This is a genomic window from Nocardioides sp. SYSU D00065 (assembly GCF_017916425.1).
Lineage (GTDB): Bacteria > Actinomycetota > Actinomycetes > Propionibacteriales > Nocardioidaceae > Nocardioides.
Genome location: NZ_JAFMSX010000001.1, coordinates 841,868 through 863,309, shown reverse-complemented (window position 1 = coordinate 863,309; position 21,442 = coordinate 841,868). Strand labels below are relative to the sequence as shown.

Annotated in this window: 15 protein-coding genes; 11 read left to right on the top strand and 4 right to left on the bottom strand. The window is 74.0% G+C overall.

The annotated features are described in order from the left end of the window. Positions 1 to 67 precede the first annotated feature (67 nt). Together J3P41_RS04235 and J3P41_RS04230 are read right to left on the bottom strand one after the other, a co-directional pair. On the bottom strand, positions 68 to 1,648 hold the full coding sequence (locus tag J3P41_RS04235) for an anchored repeat ABC transporter, substrate-binding protein (protein WP_307861820.1): 1,581 nt from the start codon (positions 1,646 to 1,648) through the stop codon (positions 68 to 70). Beyond that, entirely contained in the window at positions 1,645 to 4,323 is a 2,679-nt protein-coding gene (locus J3P41_RS04230; protein ID WP_210648960.1) for a TIGR03773 family transporter-associated surface protein, read from the bottom strand. The genes J3P41_RS04235 and J3P41_RS04230 overlap by 4 nt, the downstream gene beginning before the upstream one ends. Positions 4,324 to 4,368: 45 nt before the next feature. Here J3P41_RS04230 and J3P41_RS04225 point away from each other — a divergent pair, with 45 nt between their 5' ends. Next, positions 4,369 to 5,238 (top strand): class I SAM-dependent methyltransferase, encoded by an 870-nt coding sequence (locus tag J3P41_RS04225; protein WP_210648959.1) that lies wholly within the window; start codon positions 4,369 to 4,371, stop codon positions 5,236 to 5,238. A 131-nt stretch (positions 5,239 to 5,369) separates the two neighbouring features. Then, a complete protein-coding gene (locus J3P41_RS04220) occupies positions 5,370 to 9,788 on the top strand; it encodes a choice-of-anchor M domain-containing protein (RefSeq protein WP_210648958.1) in 4,419 nt (1,472 codons plus the stop codon). A gap of 52 nt (positions 9,789 to 9,840) precedes the next feature. Here J3P41_RS04220 and J3P41_RS04215 read toward each other — a convergent pair whose 3' ends face one another. Then, a complete protein-coding gene (locus J3P41_RS04215; protein WP_210648957.1) occupies positions 9,841 to 11,715 on the bottom strand; it encodes an arabinofuranosyltransferase in 1,875 nt (624 codons plus the stop codon). A 122-nt stretch (positions 11,716 to 11,837) separates the two neighbouring features. Here J3P41_RS04215 and J3P41_RS04210 point away from each other — a divergent pair, with 122 nt between their 5' ends. Genes J3P41_RS04210 through J3P41_RS04170 form a run of 9 tightly spaced genes read left to right on the top strand, consistent with a single transcriptional unit; the run spans position 11,838 to position 21,000 of the window. Then, on the top strand, positions 11,838 to 12,848 hold the full coding sequence (locus J3P41_RS04210) for a decaprenyl-phosphate phosphoribosyltransferase (RefSeq protein WP_210648956.1): 1,011 nt from the start codon (positions 11,838 to 11,840) through the stop codon (positions 12,846 to 12,848). Beyond that, positions 12,845 to 14,230 (top strand): FAD-binding protein, encoded by a 1,386-nt coding sequence (locus tag J3P41_RS04205; protein WP_210648955.1) that lies wholly within the window; start codon positions 12,845 to 12,847, stop codon positions 14,228 to 14,230. The genes J3P41_RS04210 and J3P41_RS04205 overlap by 4 nt, the downstream gene beginning before the upstream one ends. Beyond that, positions 14,227 to 15,015 (top strand): decaprenylphospho-beta-D-erythro-pentofuranosid-2-ulose 2-reductase, encoded by a 789-nt coding sequence (locus J3P41_RS04200; RefSeq protein WP_307861819.1) that lies wholly within the window; start codon positions 14,227 to 14,229, stop codon positions 15,013 to 15,015. The genes J3P41_RS04205 and J3P41_RS04200 overlap by 4 nt, the downstream gene beginning before the upstream one ends. Then, positions 15,015 to 15,659 (top strand): histidine phosphatase family protein, encoded by a 645-nt coding sequence (locus tag J3P41_RS04195; RefSeq protein WP_210648954.1) that lies wholly within the window; start codon positions 15,015 to 15,017, stop codon positions 15,657 to 15,659. The genes J3P41_RS04200 and J3P41_RS04195 overlap by 1 nt, the downstream gene beginning before the upstream one ends. Before the next feature lie 5 nt (positions 15,660 to 15,664). Further along, positions 15,665 to 16,975, top strand: a complete 1,311-nt coding sequence (locus tag J3P41_RS04190; protein ID WP_210648953.1) for a lipopolysaccharide biosynthesis protein — start codon at positions 15,665 to 15,667, stop codon at positions 16,973 to 16,975. Between the two features lie 29 nt (positions 16,976 to 17,004). Further along, on the top strand, positions 17,005 to 18,048 hold the full coding sequence (locus J3P41_RS04185) for an iron-siderophore ABC transporter substrate-binding protein (protein ID WP_210648952.1): 1,044 nt from the start codon (positions 17,005 to 17,007) through the stop codon (positions 18,046 to 18,048). Beyond that, positions 18,045 to 19,097 carry an iron ABC transporter permease gene (locus J3P41_RS04180; RefSeq protein WP_307861818.1) on the top strand — a complete coding sequence of 351 codons (1,053 nt, stop codon included), beginning with the start codon at positions 18,045 to 18,047 and terminating at the stop codon, positions 19,095 to 19,097. The genes J3P41_RS04185 and J3P41_RS04180 overlap by 4 nt, the downstream gene beginning before the upstream one ends. After that, complete coding sequence (locus J3P41_RS04175; RefSeq protein WP_210648951.1) at positions 19,094 to 20,179, top strand: iron chelate uptake ABC transporter family permease subunit; 1,086 nt, start codon at positions 19,094 to 19,096, stop codon at positions 20,177 to 20,179. The genes J3P41_RS04180 and J3P41_RS04175 overlap by 4 nt, the downstream gene beginning before the upstream one ends. Then, entirely contained in the window at positions 20,176 to 21,000 is an 825-nt protein-coding gene (locus J3P41_RS04170; protein WP_307861817.1) for an ABC transporter ATP-binding protein, read from the top strand. Before J3P41_RS04175 ends, J3P41_RS04170 begins: the two co-directional genes overlap by 4 nt. A 1-nt stretch (position 21,001) precedes the next feature. Here J3P41_RS04170 and J3P41_RS04165 read toward each other — a convergent pair whose 3' ends face one another. Continuing rightward, positions 21,002 to 21,418, bottom strand: coding sequence for a VOC family protein (locus J3P41_RS04165; RefSeq protein WP_210648950.1), 417 nt, complete (start codon positions 21,416 to 21,418; stop codon positions 21,002 to 21,004). Positions 21,419 to 21,442: the final 24 nt, after the last annotated feature.

Here is a 21,442-nt window from a genome sequence, read left to right as displayed (position 1 = left end):
GGCTCTTCTCGTGGTCTGCCGGCGGAGGATCAGCTCGGGCCGGTCGGGAGGGGGCGGTCGGGCAGGGTCAGTCGGTGAGGCAGCGGCGCAGGCTGTCGGCGTTGAAGCGCATCATCTGGGCGTAGGTCGCGACCTCGTCGTCGAAGGAGTCGCCGTAGATGTCGCACACGGCGATGCCCGCGTCACGGGCGACCTCGGTGAGGGTGGAGGAGCGCGCGACGAGGTTGGGCTCGAGGAACACCGCGGGGACGTCGAGCGTGCGGATCGTCTGGGCCAGCTTGCGCCGGTCGGACAGCGACGGCTCGACGGCCGGGTTGGGCGCGACGAACCCCGCGACCTCGACGTCGTAGGCCTTCGCGAGATAGCCGAACGCGTCGTGGGTGGTGACCAGCTGGCGGTCGGCCTCCGGGATCTGCGCGATGGTCTCGCGCACGTAGTCGTCGACCTCCTCGAGCTCGGCGACGTACGCGCGGGTGTTGGCGGCGTAGTCGCTCGCGCCCTCGGGGTCGGCGGCGATGAGCGTGTCGCGGATGAGCTGGACGTACGCCATCGCGTTGCGGACGTCCTGCCACAGGTGCGGGTCGATCTCCCCGTGCACGTGCTTGCCCAGGACCGCCTGCGGGAGCTGGTACACCGCGTCGCCGGCGCGGCCGATGAACGAGAACTGCGAGCCGGCGGGCACCTCGTCGAGGGCCTTGGCCGGGACGTCGATCACGACCTCGTCGGCCGGATGGGTCTGCTGGGTGGCGTGCCCGCCGCCCTCCGGGTCGTAGGTGACCTCGAGCTCCCCGTCCGTCAGGTCGGCGGTGAGGTCGGCGTGGCCCTCCTCGAGGACCACCGGGTCCTCGACACCGGCCTCGGCGGGGTCGACGCCGACGGCGAAGGTGAACGTCTGCTCGTCGATGTCGACCGGCCGGGAGGTGTCGTCGACCTGCAGGCGGGCGGTGAGGTCGAGGGTGTAGACGCCGGGCTCGGTGAAGGCCCAGGACAGATGGGTGTGGGCGTCGGCGGGCAGCGACATGGTGTCGTCGCGGTAGCCGTCGGCGGCATCGAAGCCGTCGGAGGAGTCGAGGTAGACGTCGGTGTCGCCGAACGACCCGGTGAGGTAGGCGTACACCTCACCCGGGCCGGTGGCGCCGGTCGCCGAGAGCAGCACCTCGGACGTCCGGGTGGCACCGAGCTCGCCCTCGTCCCCGTGGGCGCGCAGGCCGAGCCAGACGGTGTCGAGGTTGACGTCCTCCACGAGCGGGATCAGCTCGGCTGCGTACTTCACCGACTCCTCCGCGAGCGACACGCTCACCGCCTCCTCGGGCAGGTTGGCGTCGAGGGTCTTGATGACGTTGCGCTCCTCGAGGAGCGCGTAGTTGGAGAACGCCACGTCGGCGTAGACGACGTTGCGCGCATCGCGCAGCGTGGGCTCGTAGGAGTGCGGGTCGCCCCCGTCCGGCACGAGCGAGGCGACGTCGATCCGGTCGCCGCCGACGTGGGAGACGAGGTCGGCGAGGAGCCCGGTCGTGGTGATGACCTGGAGCCGCTCGCCCCGCGCGGAGAGCGCCGGCTTGGTGGCGCAGCCGGCGACGAGGGCGCAGGCGAGCGCGACCAGCCCCGCCGCGCCGACCCGGCGTGACCTGGAGGACGTGGGAGTCACGCGGCCGGCTCCCACGAGCCCGTGGGGGATGCGGGCCGGCGCCACCACAGCAGCCCGGTCCCGCCGGCGCCCACCAGCAGCAGGCCGCCGAGGGCGCCGAGGAGCAGCGGCACCGGGTCGGACGCCGACGGCGCCGCGACCGCGCCGGTCCCGGTCGACTGGGCGGCGACCGCCTCGTCCGGGAGGGCGAGGGACGACTCGGCCGACGCCTCGGGAGCAGCCACCTGGGGCGCGGCGCCGGCGAGACGCTGGTCGCCGCCCGAGGAGGTCGGCACGGTCGCCGACGCCGGCTCGCAGCCCGTGCCCGCGTCCGCCCCGGACGTGTCGGAGGAGGTGCCGGTCTCGGCCGTGCTGGCGCCGCTGGTGCCGGTCGACGTGGGGTCGACGTCGCCGACCGCGATCGTCAGGGTCTCGGTGTCGGAGGAGCGTGACCCGTCGGCGAGCGTGACGCTCTGGGTGCTGGTGAGCCGGTAGGTCCCCTGCTCGCTGAAGGCCCAGTTGGCGTGGGTGTGCACGCCGAGCGGGATGGAGTAGGACGAGCCCGCACCCGAGAACACCATGTCCTGGACACCGCCGAAGGACCCGGAGAGGTAGACCTTGACCGTTCCCGGGCCCTGGACGCGGTCCAGGCGCCAGGTGACGGTGCCGCGGGCGTTGCCGGCGTTGAGCTGCTCGGTGTTCCAGCCCAGCCAGATCAGGGACGGGTTCTGGGTCTGGGGGACCTGCCAGACCGTGGTCCCCGGGCTGCCCACCTGTCCGTAGCCCGACGGCAGGGTGACCCGCGACTCGGGCTTGAGCCAGAGCACGACCGACGACGGCTCGCGGTAGACCTTCGAGCCCGAGGTGTCGTCGCCGACCTGCGAGACCAGCCGCCCGTCGACGATGCGCGAGGCGTAGTCGATGTGCCCTGCGGACAGCACCGTGGTGCTGCGCCGCTGGGTGGTCGGGAGCGGGGGAGCGGTGGGCGTGGGCCCCGTGCCGCCGCCCGTCGTGGTGTCGCTCGGCACGCAGCGCTCGAAGCCGGGTCCGGTCGATGCGCCGGAGGTCGCCGACGTGCTGTCGGAGTCCGCGGTCTGGTCCTCGCTGCCCGTGCCGGTGTCGGTGCCCGGCTCGTCCTCGTCGCCCTTGGAGCCCTTGGAGCCCTTGGACCCCTTGCCGCCCCGGGATCCGTCGTCGGCCTTCGGCGGAGCGACTGCCGGAGCCTGGACGTCGACCTGCTCGCCGCACCGCGCGGGGTCGACGCCCATCACGTCGGCGGTGCCGACGGCGACGGCCAGCACGAACCGGTCCGAGACCGACTGGCCCGAGGTCAGCTCGGCCACTCGCTGCCCGGCGAGGCAGTAGAGGCCCGGAGCGCTGAACGCCCACGAGCCGTGGGCATGGGTGTTCTTGGGAATCGTGAACCGGTCGGCCTGGGTGATCCCGTCGCGGGTGTTGAAGAGCACCGAGGGGCGGCCGAAGGGGTCGGTCTCGTAGATCGCGAACTCGCCGGGTCCGGACATGTCGTCCAGCGACCAGAGCACGCCGCCGGTGGTGGCAGCGGCGGGGACGCTCTCGGTCGACCACCCGGGCCAGAGGAGGTCGGGCTGCTGGGTCTGGGTGACCTGGTAGAAGGAAGCGCCGGGCGCGCCCAGGAAGCCGTACGCCGGGTTGGCCGGGACCGTCGCCCGGGAGCGGGGCAGCAGCTGCAGCACGGTCCGGGCAGGCTCGCGCCACACGGTGGCCGAGGTGGTCGTGTCCTTGATGCGCGTGGTCAGCTGCCCGCCCTCGAGCACGGAGGCCACGTCGACGTGACCGGCGTTGAGGACCGTCGCCCCGCGTGCGTTGACCGTGCCGTTGGGCACGTCCCACGTCCCGCCCGGAGTGGGCTGAGGGTCGGGGCCGGGCGTGGGGTCAGGTGTGGGGTCGGGCGTGGGGTCGGGCGTGGGGTCGGGCGTGGGGTCGGGTGTGGGATCGGAGGTGGGGGGCGGCGTGGGGTCCGTGGGACCGGCCCCGCCGACCTGAAAGCTGTAGGTCCGCGACGCACTCTGGACGGTGTCGCCGGTGGTGCGGGTGCCGCTCGCGCGGACCGTGAAGGTGTAGCGGCCGGGCTCGGTGAAGGCCCAGTTGGCGTGGACGTGTGCGTTGACCTTGGTCTGGATGCGACCGGGCAGGCGGAACCCGCCCGAGTCGAGGACCGAGGTCGACTCGCCGAACGGACCGGTCTGCCACAGGAACACCTCCCCAGGTCCGTCGACGCTGTCGACGTGGATGCGCATCGGGTCGGAGAAGACTCCGGTGGGGATCCGCTCGGTGCTCCACCCCGGCCAGACCAGGTCCGGGTCCTGGGTCTGGGGCAGGAACCACACGTCGCTGCCGGCCGCGCCGAGGAACGAGAGACTCGGCGGCACCGGTGAGGGGAGCGTCATCCGCGCCTCGTCCTTGACCGTGATCAGCACGTCCTCCGGGTCGTGCTGCACGTGATGACCGGTCACGTCCTCCTGCAGGCCGAGCTCGAGCCCGGTGCCCCACGTCAGCGTGAAGGCGTCGACGTGCCCGTGGTCCAGCTCGAGCGCGAAGCCGTCGGCCGCGGCGGCAGGGGCGGTGAGCTCGACCGTCCCGGCGGCCCCCACGCTCACGGCGACGAGTGCGACGAGTGCCGTCAGCGCTGCGCTGACGCGGGGTCGTGCCGTCATGTGGACCGTCCTAGCCAGATACGAGAATGCTTCTGATAATCATTATTGACTGAGGATGCGCCGGGTGCCAAGTCCGGCGTCGACGGTGAATCGCGACGGGCTGCGATCGGTGCGGGCAGCGACGGCGAGGGGAGGAATGGGATCGAGATGGCGATCGAAGGGATGGGGATGGACGCCAGCACGTTCTGGGCGACCGGTGACTACGGCATCGTGGGAGACATGTGGGCCGCGCCGGGGCGCGATCTCGTGGCCGCCTTGGAGGTGCGCGGCCGCGACGCCGTCGACCTGGCGACGGGCACCGGTGTCACGGCGCTGACGCTGGCCCGTGAGGGGGCAGCATCGGTGGTCGGCGTCGACATCAGCCCCGGCCTGCTGGCCGAGGCGGCGCGGCGTGCCGCGGCCGAGCGCCTGGACGTCCGGTGGCTCGAGGCGGACGTGGTCGACGTACCCCTCCCCTCGGACTGCGCGGACGTGGTGACCTCCACCTTCGGACTCGTCTTCGCCGACCATCCCGAGCGTGCGGTGGCGGAGGCGCGCCGGCTGGTGCGCGACGGCGGAGATGTCGTCTTCACGAGCTGGTCGCCCAACGGCCTCTTCGGTGACATCCGGCGCCTCATGTCCCGCTACCACCCGGACGTCCCGGCCCCGTGGCACGAGTCCGTCGCCGGGATCCGCGACGTGGCCGGCGCCGGCGCCACGGTGGAGGAGCGGGAGTTCGACCTGGTCTTCGAGTCGCCGGAGGCCTTCGTCCACCTGATGGAGCAGTACAGCGCTCCCATCCTGATGGCCCGCCGGACCCTGGGTGAGCAGTGGTCGGCGGCGCGAGCGGCTGTGCTCAGCGCCGTCCGGTCGTCGGCGACACCCGGAGCGGCGGGTTACGTGTGCCGGGTGCCCTACTGGGTGACGACGCTGTGATCGCTGCACGCGTCATCGCGACGACGCCCTCCGGCCTGCATCCGGGGCACTGCACTTGCTAATAAATAATGAGAACGATTATCGTCACGCTGAGCGGGCGCGCGCCCGCTCCGGACGTGAAAGGTCTCTACGTGACAACGCCCCTCGCGGCCCGCATCAGCGGCCCACCCCGAATCCTGCTGTCCGGCCTGGTGGCCGGCGCTCTGGCCCTCGGCACGACAGCGGGACTCTCCGCGGCCGCCTCGGCCGTTCCCGGTCCTGCACCGGCTCCGCTCGAACGGACGGTGATCGCGGACGTCCACACCGACGCCATCGCGACGTTCTGGGAGGACGGTCGGCTGGTCCTTGACACCAAGGCCGACATCCCCACCCTGGGCACCCGCTACGACGCCGACGAGGTGTGGTTCCACGTCGACGACGACTCGCGCATGGACCGCCTCCCCGCGGGATACGAGTTCATCGCACCCGCAGGATCGACGGTGTGGCTGGCGCCGCAGGTCGAGGGTCCGGGCCAGATCTGGCCGGGCTTCTCGACCGAGTCGGTGCCCGCCGGCACGCTGGACGACGACGACACGACGTTCACCCTCGTCGACGTCGACGGCCCCGGTGACGTGGAGCTGTGGCTCACCGGCACCTTCGGGGGTGTCGGATCGCGGATCTGGTCGAGCGACGAGGACGTCAAGAGCTTCACCCGCAAGCGCGTGCACATGCACGCCAACTGGGCGTTCACCCGACCCGGCACCTACGAGCTCACGGTCCGCGCCGACGCGGCCGTCGGTGGCGCACCGGTCACCGACACCCAGGTCTACACCTTCGTCGTGGGCGAGCTCCCGGAGAAGGTCCTGACCTCCACGACGCTGTCCGCGTCGGCGTCCCAGGTGACCGCGGGCGACCCCGTCACCCTGAGCGCCGAGGTCAGCCCGGCTGCGGTCGAGGACCTCGACGGCGCCGTCGAGTTCCGCGACGGCAGCACGGTCCTGGGGCACGACCCCATCGACGCGAGCGGCCGGGCCGAGCTCACCGTGCCCGACCTCGCCGTGGGCTCGCACACCCTCACCGCGGCCTTCGTGCCCGCGACGGCCAACCTGGCCACAGGCTCGACCTCCGACCCGGTCACCGTCGACGTCACGGACGCGACGGGGCAGCCCTTCGCGATCACGGGCGTCCGCGACTCCTACGCGCCGGGCGACACGCTGAGTGCCCGCGCGGTCGGCGTGGACCTGGCTGAGGGCCAGACGCTACGGTGGCTGATGCGTCCCACGGGCAGCACGGTCACGGGCACGAACCTGCAGAGCACCACGAGCAACGAGCACTCGCGGCCGCTGTCGATCGCGGACGACGGCTACGAGCTGAGCGTCGCGCTGCGCCAGGGGTCCTCGACCGTCCTCTCCCAGACGCCGTGGGTGCCGATCCGGGTCGCCTCGGACGTCGAGCCGCAGACGCTGACGCGGACCTCGCCCGCGCTGACGTACGTCGGCGACCTCTGGACCGCGGACATCGGCGGCCGGCCCCTCGCTGACGGCGAGACGGCCCGCATCGTCCGCCGCGGCTCCACCAGCGGGCTCTGGACGCCGGCGAGCGACACGACCATCACCGGCAGCACCGTGAGCGCCCCCACCACGGCGGCGGTCACCCTCCTCTGGGCGGTCCAGGTCGTGCGCGACGGCGTCGCCGTCGCCCAGTCCGCGCCCATCACGCAGACCAGTGCGCGTCGTGAGACCCAGATCCAGGGCCTGCGCGGCACCTACCGTCTCGGCCAGACCATGCAGCTGTCCGGCACGGTGTTCCCGCAGCGCGAGGGACTGTCCTACCGCTGGGTCGTCCAGAAGGCCGACGGGACCGTCTCGTACGAGAAGGACCTGCCGGTGGGCACCGACCCGGCCGAGGTCAGGCTCGAGCACACGCCGGCGATGGGTGACCGCTACGTCCAGCTGTACGCCTCCTACGACTACCCCGGCGGCGGCCGGGCCACGGCCGGCTACGCGGTCGGCGACATCACGGTGACCGACACGCCGGCCGACCAGCAGCTGTTCGCCTTCGGCGCGCTGGCGGCGCACTACCACCAGGGCGACCGGGTCGACCTGCGGCTGACGGCCGACCCCGAGCTCGCGGTCGGCGACACCGTCTCGTGGGAGTGGAAGTGGCCGGGCGCCGACGCCTGGACGGCCTTCCCCGGGCCGCAGGGGCTGAGTCACACGCTCACGGCGGAGCAGGCACTGGACGGCGTCCAGGTCCGCGCGACGCTCGACTTCGCCGCCGAGGGCAAGGAGTCGGTCGTCGCCGCCCCGGTGACGATCCACAACGACGACCACGGCGCCGCCGCCCGGCAGAAGCCGTCGGTCGCCGGCCGCACCAGCTACACCGCGGGGGAGAGCCTGGCACTGGGGCTGTCGCTGCCGAGCAACGGGGCGACCGTGCTCACCGACCGCCGCTGGGAGCGCAGGGCGCCCGGCGCGGCCGAGTGGAGCGTCCTGCCCGGGCAGGACGGCGCGGAGCTGGCGCTCCCGGCGACCCTGGCCGACGACGGCGCCTCCTACCGCGTCTCGATCCTGAAGCCCACCGGTGAGGTGGCCTACGGCCCGTCCGAGCCGGTGACGATCGGCGTCCGCGAGGAGACCGCTACCGACCTCGCGATCGCTGGGGTCGAGCAGTCCTACGACGTGGGCGACGTGCTCCGGGCCCGGGTGGTCGGGCACGACCTCGAGCAGGGCCAGGCGTGGCGCTGGACGATCCGCCCGATCGGGTCCACCGGCAGCGGCTACGTGTTCTCCGGCGACGGCGACGCCACGGAGGTCGCCCAGGGCCGGCTCCGCCAGCTCTTGGACGCCCAGCACGACGGCTACGAGGTGCGCGCCCGGCTGCGGCAGGGCTCGGCGTACGTCCCCGGCAAGGACACTGCCTGGGTGCCGCTCAGCGTCGCGAACGCCGTCCCGCCCGTCGCCACGTCCTTCCCGGCCGGCAAGCAGCACCTGGGAGACGACGTCGTCCTGCCGCTCGACGGCCCCGAGCCGGCCGCGGGCGAGTCCGTGCGCCTGGTCTACCGCAGCGACAGCCCGTGGTTCGAGCTGCCCGGCGCGAAGCGCGACGGCGACACGATCGTCGCGCGCCCGTACGTCGCCACCGGCCCCGCCGAGTTCGCCGTCCAGACCGTCCGGAACGGCGTCGTGGTGGCGACCTCCGCGCCGATGACGGGCGAGATCGCGGAGCGTGAGGTCCTCGTGCAGGGCACGCGCGGCGTGTACCGGGCGGGCCAGACCCTCACGGCGACCGCCGAGGTGCACCCGGCCGCCGAGGGGCTCACCTACCGGTGGTACACCGTCGACGAGGACTGGAACCACGTGGTGCTCGAGGAGGGCACCGGACCCGAGGCGCTCAGCATCGAGCTGCCGATGACGATGCAGTGGCACGACCAGCAGCTGCACTTCGCCGCCGTGGCCGACGCCCTCGTGGACGACCCGCTCTACGGCGACGAGATCTTCGCCGGTCACTGGAGCACCACCGTCAAGGTCTCGGACGCCGACCCCGGCACGCAGCTGCTGTTCTTCTCCGACCTGGGCGGGCACTACCACCAGGGCTACGACATCGACCTGGACCTGGTGGCGGACCCGGAGCCCGACGCGAACGACACCCTCGCGTGGGAGTGGAAGTGGCCGGGCGGCGGCTGGGTGCCCTTCCCGGGAGCGTCCGGGATGTCGCACCGGCTCGTCGCCGAGCAGGCGCTCGACGGGGTCCAGGTGCGGGCCACCCTGCGCGACGGCGACACCGGTGACACGCTCAGCGCCGCGCCGGTGACCATCCACCACGACGACCACGGATCCCCGGCCCGCCAGCAGCCCACGGTGGCCGGCGACACCTCGGTGGACGAGGGCGGGACCGTCACCCTGAGCCTGGAGCTCCCGGAGAACGGTGCGACGGTCCTGACCGACCACCGGTGGGAGAGGAAGGCCGCCGGTGGCGAGTGGACGACCATCGAGGGCGAGTCGACGTCCAGCCTGTCGTTCGAGGCAGCCATGGCCGACGACGGCGCGCAGTACCGCGTCTCGATCCTCAAGCCGACCGGAGAGCTGGCCTACGGTCCCTCGCCGGCCGTGACCCTCGCGGTCGCGGAGGACCCGACCCCGGACCCGACGCCCACGCCGGACCCGACGCCCACCCCGGACCCGAGTCCGACGCCTGACCCGACGCCGACCCCGGACCCGGCGCCGGTCCCCACGCCGACCCCGCCGCCGGCTCCGGTCGCCCCGGTGCCCGGTCCGGTCGCCAAGGCCGAGCCGCGGATCAAGGTGACGTCCCCCGCCGCCGTGCGGCGCGGCACCACGGTCCGGATCAACGTCGTCGTCCGCGCGCCGGGCGCTCAGCCGACCGGGAAGGTCCGGATCAAGGTGGCCGGCACGAACCGGACGGTGCGACTCGCCGACGGCAGGGCCCGGGTCACGATGCCGATCCCGCGCTCGACCGCCCCGGGCCGGACGAAGGTCGTCGTCGTCTACCTCGGCGACGGCTCGGTCGCCCGCCACCGGGAACGCACCACCCTGCGCGTCACCCGCTGACCGCACCGCCGAGCAGACAGGGTCGGGGTCGCCGCCAGGCGCCCCGACCCTGTCAGCGGACGGCGAGGACGGTCCAGCGACCGACGTCGGCGCGCTCGAACCACGGTGCCGCGAAGAGGTCGGCGGGGAAGACGACCTGCTCGCGGCGCGTGCGGTCGGGGAAGTCGTCGACCATGAAGCGCAGGGTCAGCTGGTCGCCCGCCCGCTCGAGCACCAGCCCGTCGACCCGGTCGTAGGGGTTGTCGCGCAGGAGCCCGGCCGCGCAGGCGGGGTTCGGGCACGCGGCGACCTCCCGCAGCAGCTCGACCCGGTCCTCGAACCGGCCGTTGGGGTGCGAGTAGATGCTCTTGAACGCGAGGAACCCGTGGACCGGGGTCGTAGCGAGCAGGTCGACGCGGGAGGTGACCAGGACCGTCCGCGAGCGGGGGAGCGCGGGGCGCAGCCGGTCCCACCCGGCGAGCACGTCGGCCGCCGGTGGATCGTCGGCGCGGACGAAGAGCACCGGGACCTGCTGCTCGAGGTCCCCGGCCCCCGCCGGTCGCAGGCCGTCGGGATAGCGGGTCGTGTTCGCGACCAGCGCGGGGCTGCCGGTGGCCCAGTCCACCGCGACGTGGTGGGTCGCGGTCCCGGTCGCCACCGCGGCCGCCACGGCGGCCGCGGCCGACGCGAGGCGACGCGGGACACCTGGACGCACACGTCCGAGCAGGTGGCCGAGGAGGTGGGCGCCGCCGAGGACACCGCAGGTGACGAGGAGCATCTCGAGCAGGTCGTTGGTCTTGAAGGCCAGCACGCCGACGTCCGCCCGCTCGAGGAGGGCGCCGACGCCCAGCGTCGCCAACGCGCCGGCGAGGGCGAGCGCCAGCCCGCCGGCGAGCAGGTCGTCGCGTCCACCGCGCCACCGGCGCCAGGCGGCCCAGGCCAGCCAGGCCAGCCCGCACAGGACAGCCAGGCCGACGGGCTCCCACGGATCGGGCACCACCACGGGCTCGTTGCCGCCGGGCTTGGCGTAGCGCAGCTGCAGGCTGTCGCTCGGTAGCCGCAGGCGGGCGAGCACCGCCCCCGCCCAGTACGGCGACGACACGAGCAGCGCGACCGCGCCGATGCCCAGCGCCCGTGGCAGCGGCAGGCGCGGCGACCTGCCGCGGCGCCGGGCCAGGACGTCGGAGCCGAGCGCCAGCAGCGTCGCGATCCCCAGCGGCAGGAAGTAGTAGGTGTGCACCAGGACCAGCAGCCCGAGCACGATCCCCAGCGCCCATGCTCGCGGCCGCGGGCTGCCGGGGGTGCGGACGTCGCGGACCGCGAGCAGCCACCACGGCACCAGGCACGTCAGCACCACCCACTCGTCGGGCTTCTGCGGGTGCGCGCACCACAGCGCGGTCAGGACCGCCACGGCCGCCGCCCGCGGGGCGCCGACCACGCGGAGCCACAGCCCGTACGCGAGCACCGGGACGGCTGCTCCGACGGCGATCTGCACCGGACGCACCGCTGCCCAGCCGGGCATCCCGGTGAGGTCCGCGACCCGACCCTGGATCCAGCCGACGGCCGGCGGGTAGTACGCCGGCAGGCCGCGGTAGCCGTAGTCGACCAGCGCGACACCCTCGGCGTAGCGGGTGGCCATCTGCGTGCGGAACGCCGAGTCGGCGAACAGCCCGTACCAGCCCCAGCGGGTGCCGTCGAGTGCCGCCATCGAGAGCCCCGCCAGCAACGCCGCACCGAGGACGACCCCGGCCTCCGCGGCGAGCCGGGGGGAGCGGCGCCCCAGCAGGGTCAGGGCGGCGGCGACCAGAGCCGCGGACAGGGTCGCGCCCAGCACGACCGCGAGCCGCCAGCCCGACTGCGCCACCCGGACGTCGAGGACGGCGACGCCGGCCGCGGCGCACGAGGCAGCGACCACGCTCGCCAGCACCATGAGCGCTGCCCGTCGCATCTGGCTGTCTCCTGGCACTCCCCGGTCCCGCTTCCCGTTCGCGCCGCGCACCGTGCTCGACGGTCAGGATAGGTCACCACTCACCGGGGTACGGCAGTGCTCGGCCACACTCGGGAGGACGCATGACCACCACTGAGCCGCGCCCGGAGACCCCGGTGGCGCCGGCAGCGGCGTCCGCCGCGCCGCGGATCCCGGCCCCCCGGCGGAGCGACGCTGCTGCCGAGCCCCCGCCTGAGCGGACTCCGTCGCCCCGACGCCGCCGACGCGCCGTCGCGCTGGCGCATGGGTGCCGGCCCCGCCAGATGAGCAAGAACGTCCTCGTCCTCACCGCACCGGCCCTGGCGGGCACCGGCCTGGCGGACCCCACCGTCCTGGTCGGTGCCGCGGTCGCGTTCGTGACGTTCTGCGCCGCCTCGGCCGCGGTCTACCTCGGCAACGACCTGCGCGACGTCGAGGCCGACCGGCGCCACCCGGCCAAGCGGCTGCGACCGGTCGCCAGCGGCGCCGTCTCGCCCGCCGCGGCGACAGGCGCCGCGGTGGTCCTCGTCGTCGCCGCCCTCGGCGGCGCGCTGCTCTGGTCGGTGGGACTGGCGGGCGTGCTGACCGCCTACCTGGCCGTGCAGGTCGCCTACAGCTCGGGGCTCAAGCACCGGGCGGGCGTCGACCTGCTCGTCGTGGCGAGCGGCTTCGTCCTGCGGGTCGTCGCCGGCGGGGTGGCCGCCGGCGTGGAGCTGTCCGTGCCGTTCCTCACCGTCATCGGCTTCGCCTCGCTGTTCATGGTGGCCGGCAAGCGGTACTCCGAGCTGGCCACCCTCGGAGCGACCGGCTCCACCCGCCCCGTCCTGCGCGGCTACTCGCTGCCGTGGCTGCGGGCGACCTGGGCGTCGTCCGCCGTCCTTGCCGTCGGCGGGTACGCCGTCGCGGCAGCGGGGCTCGCGCCCGTGGGGAGCCTCGCGGCGGCCTGCGCGCTGGTGTCGGTGCCGGCGTTCGCGGGCGGCATCGGTCGCTACGCCTCCCACGTGCGGTCGGCGGATGCCGGCTGCCCCGAGGCCGTCGTGTTCGGCGACCGCACCCTGCAGCTGCTCGGGCTGCTGTGGCTGGCAGCGGTCGTCGCGGCGCTGGCGTCGGCGTGAGCGTCCTTGGCGTCGACCCCCAGCGGCGCACCCTGACGGGCTGGGGACGTACGGCCCCGTCGGCGGCCGACGTCGCCGTGCCGCCCGGGCCGGACGGGGTGGCCGCGCTGATCGCCTCGCTGCGCACTGGTGGCGACCCGCCGGCGCGCGGAGTCCTGGCCCGCGGGCTCGGACGCAGCTACGGCGACGCCGCGCAGAACGCCGGCGGCCTGGTGCTCGACATGACCGGCTGCGACCGGATCCTGTCCATCGACGTCGACCGGGGCGTCGTGCGGGTGGAGGCGGGGGTGAGCATCGACACCCTCACCCGGACGCTGCTGCCGCTCGGCCTGTGGCTCCCGGTGGTGCCGGGCACCCGCCAGGTCACCGTGGGCGGCGCCATCGCGGCCGACGTGCACGGCAAGAACCATCACGTCTCCGGGTCGTTCGGCGACCACGTGCTCGCGCTGGACCTCGTCACCGCCGACGGTGCGCTGCGCACCCTGACCCCCGACGGTCCCGGCGCCGAGGCGTTCTGGGCGACGGTGGGCGGCATGGGGCTGACGGGCGTCGTCGTGCGGGCCACCTTGTCGTGCGTCCCGGCTCAGACGGCGTACGCCGTCGTGCGCACCGAGCGGGCCCGCGACCTCGACCACCTGCTCGAGCTGCTCGCCGAGGACGACCCGGACCCCTACTCGGTGGCCTGGTTCGACGCGCTGGCCCGCGGCCCGCGGATGGGTCGCGCCGTGCTGACCCGCGGCCGGCTGGCCCGGCTCGACGACCTGCCGGCGAGGCTCGCGAAGCGCCCCACCGCCTTCGGCGGCGGCGGGCCGGGCCCGGGGGTGCCTCCGATGCCCTACGGCTTGCTCAACCGCGCCACCGGCCGGGCGTTCAACGAGCTGTGGTTCCGCAAGGCGCCGGCGCGCCCGACCACCGACGTGCAGCCACTGGGCGCGTTCTTCCAACCGCTCGACGGCGTGCGCGACTGGAACCGCGTCTACGGGCCGCGAGGGTTCTGCCAGTACCAGTTCGTGGTGCCGCCGAGCGAGACCGAGGCGTTCCGGCGAGCGGTCGCCCTGATCGCCGACTCGGGACACCCCTCCTGCCTCAACGTCCTCAAGCGGATGGGGGAGAGCAGCCCAGGCCTGCTGTCCTTCCCCGCTCCCGGCTGGACGCTGGCCGTCGACCTGCCCGTCGGACCGGGCCTCGACCGGCTCTTCCACCGCCTGGACGACGTGGTGCTCGGCGCCGGGGGACGCGTGTACCTGGCCAAGGACGCCCGGCTCGGCCCCGACGCCGTCGAGGCGATGTATCCCCGGCTGGCCGAGTTCCGCGCAGCGCGCCGGGTGCTGGATCCTGAGGGCCTGTTCGTGTCCGACCTCGCCCGGCGGGTGCTGCTGTGAGCCCGCCCGACCCGCAGGAGCTGACTGTGCTCGACGCCACCGGCCGACCCCGATCGCTGTTCCTGCTCGGCGGGACCTCCGACATCGCGCTCGCGGTCGCCGAGCGGTACGCCGCGCGCACTCCCGGGCTGCGCGTCGTGCTGGCCGCCCGTCCCGGGGAGCGGCGCGACGCGGCGGTGGGCCGGCTCGGCGACCTCGGCTGCGAGGTCCACGCGGTCGACCTGGAGGCGCGGTCGGTCGAGTCCCACCAGGACGCGGTGCGTGCCGCGGCCGGCCACGGCGACATCGACGTGGCCGTCGTGGCGTACGGACTGCTGGGCGACAACGAACGCGCCTGGACCGACGTGGCGGCCGGCACGGAGCTGGCGGAGGTGAACTTCGTGGGACCGCTGGCCGCCGGGATCCTGCTCGGCGAGCAGGTCCGGCGCCAGGGCCACGGGATCGTGGTCGCGCTCTCCAGCGTGGCCGCCGAGAGGCCTCGGCGCTCGAACTTCGTGTACGGCGCGACCAAGGCCGGCGCCGACGCCTTCTTCACCGGCCTCGGCGAGGCCCTGCGCGAGCACGGTGGGCACGTCCTGGTCGTACGCCCCGGGTTCGTCCGCTCGAAGATGACGGCCGGTCTCGAGCCCGCGCCCCTCGCCACCGACCCGGGCCGCGTCGCCGACGCCGTGCTGGCCGCCGTCGACGCCCGTCGCGAGCAGGTGTGGGTGCCGGGCGCGATGCGCGGGGTCATGGTGGTCCTGCGCCACCTGCCGCGGCCGGTGTTCCGCCGACTGCCGATCTGATGTCCGTCACGACCGTCCATCTGGTCCGCCACGGCGAGGTGCTCAACCCCGACGGCATCCTCTACGGCCGGCTGGCCGGCTTCCCCCTGTCCGAGCGCGGGCACGAGATGGCCGAGCGCGCCGCCGACGCCCTCGCCGGTCGCGACGTGACCCACGTCGTCGCCTCGCCCCTCGAGCGCACCCGCCAGACCGCCGAGCCGGTGGCCCGGACGTTCGGGCTGCAGCTGCGCACCGACCCTCGGATCGTGGAGGCGGCCAGCCGCCTGGAGGGCCTGCGGCTGGCCGGTGCCGAGCGCGTCCTGCGCACGCCGGTGGCGTGGCGACACCTCTGGAACCCGCTCCGTCCGTCGTGGGGCGAACCCTACGAGGAGGTGGTCGCGCGGATGAGGGACGCCGTGGACGACGCCCGCGCCGAGGCGCGCGGGCACGAGGCCGTCCTCGTCTCCCACCAGCTGCCCATCTGGGCCACGCGTCTTCGCCTGGAGGGTCGCCCGCTGGTGCACGACCCCCGGCGTCGCCGGTGCACCCTGTGCTCGATCACCTCCCTGGAGTTCGCCGGCGACCGGCTGAGCGCGGTGACCTACTCGGAGCCGGCCGCCGACCTGCTGCCCGTGCGGGGCGCCGGCTCGCGCCGACGCGGGTGAGCGGCGTGCCCGCCGAGCCGGACGCGACCTCGTCCGGTCCCGCGTCCGGTCCCGCGTCCGCCCCCGCGAGCGACGCCGGGCGGGTCGCCGGCGGCGCCCAGGTCGCCGTCGCGATCACCGTGATGAACCTCGCGATGTACGGGTTCACCATGTCGGCCGCCCGCCTGCTCGGCCCCACGGCGTACGGCGGGTTCTTCGCCGTCGTCAACCTGATGCTCATCGTCGGGGTGCTGCAGCTGGGCCTGCAGGCCACGGCGGCCCGGCGCATCAGCGCCGAGCCGGCGCACGCCGAGGAGGTGGCGCGCGAGGTCCTGCGCGTCTCGCTCCGCGCCGGCGTCCTCCTCTCCGGCGTGCTCCTCCTCGCAGCGCCGGCGGTCACCCGCCTGCTCGACCTCCAGAGCCTCGCCACCGCGCTCCTGGCCGCGGTCGCGGCGGTTCCGCTGACCGTGTCGGGTGCGCAGGCCGGGATCCTGCAGGGAGAGCGTCGCTGGCGCGAGCTCGCCGTGCTGTACCTCCTGATGGGGGTGCCCCGGCTCGCGGTCGGCCTGGCCCTGGTGCTGTGGCGACCGACGGAGCTGATGGCGTTCCTCGGCGTCGGCGTGGGGTTCGTCGCGCCCTGCCTCTACGGGCTGCACGCCCTGCGGCGCGTGCGGCCGCGAGGCGCTCGGCGCGATCGTCGCAGCCGTTCCCTCGTCGCGGAGACCGCTCGCAGCTCGCAGGCCCTGCTCGCCTTCTTCGCCCTGACCAACGCCGACATGCTCGTCGCGCGAGTCGTCCTGGACCCGGGGGACTCCGGCCGGTACGCCGCCGGCCTGCTGGTCACCCGGGCCGTGCTCTTCCTGCCCCAGTTCGTCGTGGTCGTCGCGTTCCCGTCGATGTCCGCCGAGGGGGGCGGCGGCCGGGCACTCGTCCGGAGCGTCCTGGCCGTGACCGGCCTGGGGGTGCTGTGCACCGCCGCGACCGCTGCGCTGCCGGGACTGGCGCTGGTCTTCGCCGGCGGAGCGGCGTACGCCGGGATCCGCGACGTGCTGTGGCTGTTCGCCCTCCTCGGCACCGCGACCGGTGTCGTCCAGGTGCTCGTCTACTCGGCGCTGGCACGCCCGGGCGCGCGGTCGGTCCACCTGGTGTGGGCGGCGCTGGTCGCGATGGTCCTGCTCGCCACGACCGTGGGCAGCGTCGCGGGCATGCTCGCCGTCGTGCTCCTGGTCGACACCACCCTGCTGGCCTGCCTCGGAGTCGCAGCGTCCGTCGGAGCCTGGCGGGGGCGGGGGCACGCGACCCCCGTGGCACCGGACCGGAGGAGTGGGTTAGGTTAGCCTCACCTACCGTCTCCTGTGAGGTTCCCGTGACTCCGTTGAAGAAGCTGGCGGCCCCCGCCGCCGTGGTCCTGCTCTCCCTCAGCCTCGCCGCCTGCGGCAACGAGGCGTCCACCGACGACACCGCCTCCGACGAGGGCGCTGCCGCCGCCGAGTGGGAGCCCGTCACCATCACCCACGCCTACGGCGAGACGGTGATCGAGGAGAAGCCCGAGCGCGTCGCCACGATCGACTTCGCCAACCAGGAGGTGCCGCTCGCGCTCGGCATCGTGCCGGTCGGGATGTCCGAGATGACCTGGGGCGACGACGACGGCGACGGCGTCCAGCCGTGGACCGAGGACAAGCTCGAGGAGCTCGGCGCCGAGACGCCGGTCCTGTTCGACGAGACCGACGGCTACGACTTCGAGGCCATCGCCGGCACCGAGCCCGACGTCATCCTGGCCGGCTACTCCGGCATGACCGAGGACGACTACAACACGCTCAGCGAGATCGCCCCGGTCGTCGCGTTCCCCGACGACCCGTGGGCGACGGAGTGGCGCGACTCGCTCCTGCAGAACGCCCGCGGGCTCGGCATGGAGGAGGAGGGCGAGCAGCTCATCGCCGACCTCGAGCAGACCATCGCCGACGCGGTCGCCGAGCACCCGGAGCTCGAGGGCACGACCGGCATGTTCCTCACCCACGTGGATCCCGCCGACCTGAGCGAGATCAACTTCTACAGCGCCGCCGACACCCGCTCGAAGTACCTCGTCGACCTCGGCATGGAGATCGCGCCGAGCGTGGTCGAGGCCAGCGGCGACAGCGGCGACTACTCCGGCTCGATCAGCGCCGAGCGCGCCGACGAGCTGGCCGACGCCGACGTGATCATCACCTACGGCGGTGACGAGCTCATCGACGCCCTCGAGGGCGACCCGGTGCTCTCGCAGCTGCCCGCGGTGAAGAACAAGGCCATCGTCAACCTCGACGGCAGCAAGCCGATCGGCACGGGCGCCAACCCGACGCCCCTCTCGATCCCCTACCTCGTCGAGGAGTACGTCGGCCTGCTCGCCGAGGCGGCCGCCTACACCACCGAGTGAGCGTCTCCGCCCCTGACACCGACGTGCCCGTCGGGACCGCTGCCGCCGTGCAGCGGACCCGGCGGGCACGCGGTGCGTGGCTGCTCATCTGCGTCGTCGTGCTCCTCGCGGCCTGCGCGACCTCGATCGTCCTGGGCTCGCGCGACGTCGGCTGGGCCGACGTGTGGGCCGGCCTGAGCGGCGACACCGACGGGTTCGCCCAGGCCGCGGTGGCCAAGCGGGTGCCGCGTACGGCGCTCGCGGTGGTCGCCGGCGCGGCGCTCGCCGTCTGCGGACTCGTCCTGCAGGGCATCACCCGCAACCCGCTCGCCGACCCGGGGATCCTGGGCGTCAACGCCGGCGCGTCGCTGGCCGTGGCGACCGGCATCGCCTGGTTCGGCCTCTCGACCCCGACCGGCTACATCTGGGTCGCGATCCTCGGTGCCGCGGTGACGTCGGTGTTCGTGTGGACCGTCGGCTCCCTGGGACGCGGCGGCACCACGCCGCTCAAGCTCACGCTCGCCGGAGCCGCCACGACCGCGGCGCTCACCTCGTTCATCACCGCCGTCGTGCTGCCCCGCCCCGACATCTCCGAGAACGTCGTGTCCTGGCAGATCGGCGGCGTCGGCGGCGCCACCGACGACAAGCTGTGGCAGATGGCACCCTTCCTCCTCGCCGGGGCGCTGCTGTGCGTGGGCTGCGCCCGCGGGCTCAACATGCTGGGTCTCGGCGACGAGCTGGCCGCCGGTCTGGGGGAGCGGGTCGCCCGGACCCGCCTGCTCGCCGCGCTCGGAGCGGTCACCCTGGCGGGCGCCACGACCGCCGTGACCGGGCCGATCGCGTTCGTGGGACTCGTCGTCCCGCACTTCTTCCGGATCCTCGTCGGCGTCGACCACCGGTGGCTGATCCCGTTCAGCGCCGTGGGCGGCGCGACGCTGCTCGTGGTCGCCGACGTCCTGGGACGCGTGGTCGCCCCGCCCTCGGAGGTCGACGTCGGCATCATCACCGCCCTGGTCGGCGGACCGGTCTTCATCGCCGTCGCCCGGCGCGGACGGGTGCGTGAGCTGTGAGCGTCACCTCTCGCACCGCCGCGACGCCCCGGGGACTCGCCGAGCCGCACCCCGACGTGCTGGCGAGCGTGCGCACCGGACGGCGTACGCGTCGGCGGCGGCGCCGGACCGCGATCGCGGTGCTCGCACTCCTGGTCGTGGCGGCGTACGCCGGCAGCCTGATGCTCGGGTCGACGGTGTACCCGCCCTCGGACGTGCTCGCGGTGATCCTCGGCCAGGAGCCGCCCGGGGCGCAGTTCGTCGTGGGCCGCCTGCGCCTGCCGCGGGCCACGCTCGCGGTGCTGGTGGGCCTCAGCTTCGGCCTCGCCGGCGCCACCTTCCAGACGCTGCTGCGCAACCCGCTCGCCAGCCCCGACATCATCGGCGTGACCGAGGGCGCCAGCGCCGCGGCAGCCGTGGCGATCGTCAGCTTCACGCTGAGCGGCCTGCTGGTCTCGTGGCTCGCCGTCGCCGCCGGCATCGGCGTCGCCCTGGCGATCTACCTGCTGGCCTACCGTCGCGGGGTCGCTGCCGGCACGCGGTTCATCCTCATCGGGATCGGGGTGTCGCTGATGATGCAGAGCGTCATCTCGTGGCAGCTCGAGCGGGCGCGCAACTTCGAGCTGGCCGAGGCCATGCGCTGGCTGACCGGCAGCCTCAACGGCGCGCTGTGGCGCGACAACCTGCTGGTCCTCGCGGCGCTGGTCGTGCTGGGAACCGCGGTCCTCCTCCAGGCGCGGAGCCTGGACACCTCCCAGCTGGGCGACGACACCGCCTCCGCCCTGGGCGTGCGCGTGGAGCGGCTGCGCCTGCTGACGATCGTCGCCGCGGTCGGACTGGTCTGCTTCGCGACCGCCGCGTCCGGGCCCATCGCGTTCCTCGCGTTCCTGTGCGGCCCCATCGCCGCCCGCATCATCGGCCCACGTGGCTCGCTGCTGGTCCCGGCCGCGCTGGTCGGCGCGCTGCTGACGCTGGTCGCCGACTTCGTCGGCCAGCACGCCTTCGGCACCCGCATGCCCGTCGGGGTCGTCACCGGCATCCTCGGCGCCCCCTACCTGATCTACCTCATCGTCCGCATCAACCGGGTCGGAGGCACCCTGTGAGCCCGTCCACCTCGTCCCCGCCGCGACTGGAGATCCAGGAGCTCACCCTCGGCTACGGCGACCGCGAGGTCGTCCACGGCCTCGACCTCGTGATCGCCCCCGGCGAGGTCACGGTCATCGTCGGACCCAACGCGTGCGGCAAGTCGACCCTGCTGAGGTCGATGACCCGCCTGCTCCCGCCACGGACCGGCCGCGTGGTGCTCGATGGCGCGTCGGTGCACACGATGCCCGCCAAGCAGCTCGCCCGCCGCCTGGGGCTGCTGCCGCAGTCGCCGATCGCACCGGAGGGCATCACGGTGGGCGACCTCGTCGGGCGGGGCCGGCACCCTCACCAGCGCGCCTTCGCGCGGTGGTCGGCGGCCGACGACCGCGCCGTCGCCGCCGCCCTCGAGGCCACCGACACCGCCGAGCTCATCGACCGGGCCGTCGACGAGCTGTCCGGCGGCCAGCGCCAGCGCGTGTGGATCGCCATGGCGCTCGCGCAGGAGTCGGAGGTCCTGCTCCTCGACGAGCCGACCACGTTCCTCGACGTCAGCCACCAGGTCGAGGTGCTGGACCTGCTCACCGACCTCAACCGGGCCAAGGGCACCACGATCGTGATGGTGCTGCACGACCTCAACCTCGCCGCGCGCTACGCCGACCACCTGATCGCGCTCCACGAGGGTCGCCTCTACGCCGCCGGCCACCCGCGCGACGTGCTGGAGCCCGGCCTGGTCGAGGACGTGTTCGGCATGGCCAGCCGGATCATCGAGGACCCCGTCTCCGGCCGGCCGCTGATGATCCCGATCGGGCGACACGGACTCCTGCCCACCGCGGGCTAGGTCACAGCGAGAAGTGCCCGGGCGCGAGGCTGCGGAGCACGCAGAACTCGTTGCCCTCGGGGTCGGCCAGCACGATCCACGACTCCTCGCCCGTCTGGCCGACCTCCGCGCGGGTGGCGCCGAGCGCCAGCAGCCGCTCGACCTCCTCGTCGCGGGAGCGGTCGATGGGCGAGACGTCGAGGTGGAGGCGGTTCTTGACGACCTTGTCCTCGGGGACGGCCGCCAGGAACATCGTGGGCGCCACGGGACCGGAGCGCACGGCGTCGAGGAGCTCGCCGTCGTTGCGGCCCGCCGGTCCGATCTCCACCAGCCCGGGCTCGCGGTCCAGCACCACCCAGTCGAGCACGGCGGTCCAGAACTCGGCCAGCCGGTCGGGGTCGTGGCAGTCGAGGGAGATCTCGGTCAGTCGCGAGGCCATGGACCGATCCAAGCACGTCCGCGC

Bases quoted from the DNA above. Each gene is read 5' to 3' on its own strand.
- J3P41_RS04165 (WP_210648950.1), bottom strand. From the start codon at position 21,418: ATGGCCTCGCGACTGACCGAGATCTCCCTCGACTGCCACGACCCCGAC.
- J3P41_RS04230 (WP_210648960.1), bottom strand. From the start codon at position 4,323: ATGACGGCACGACCCCGCGTCAGCGCAGCGCTGACGGCACTCGTCGCA.
- J3P41_RS04215 (WP_210648957.1), bottom strand. From the start codon at position 11,715: ATGCGACGGGCAGCGCTCATGGTGCTGGCGAGCGTGGTCGCTGCCTCG.
- J3P41_RS04195 (WP_210648954.1), top strand. From the start codon at position 15,015: ATGTCCGTCACGACCGTCCATCTGGTCCGCCACGGCGAGGTGCTCAAC.
- J3P41_RS04210 (WP_210648956.1), top strand. From the start codon at position 11,838: ATGACCACCACTGAGCCGCGCCCGGAGACCCCGGTGGCGCCGGCAGCG.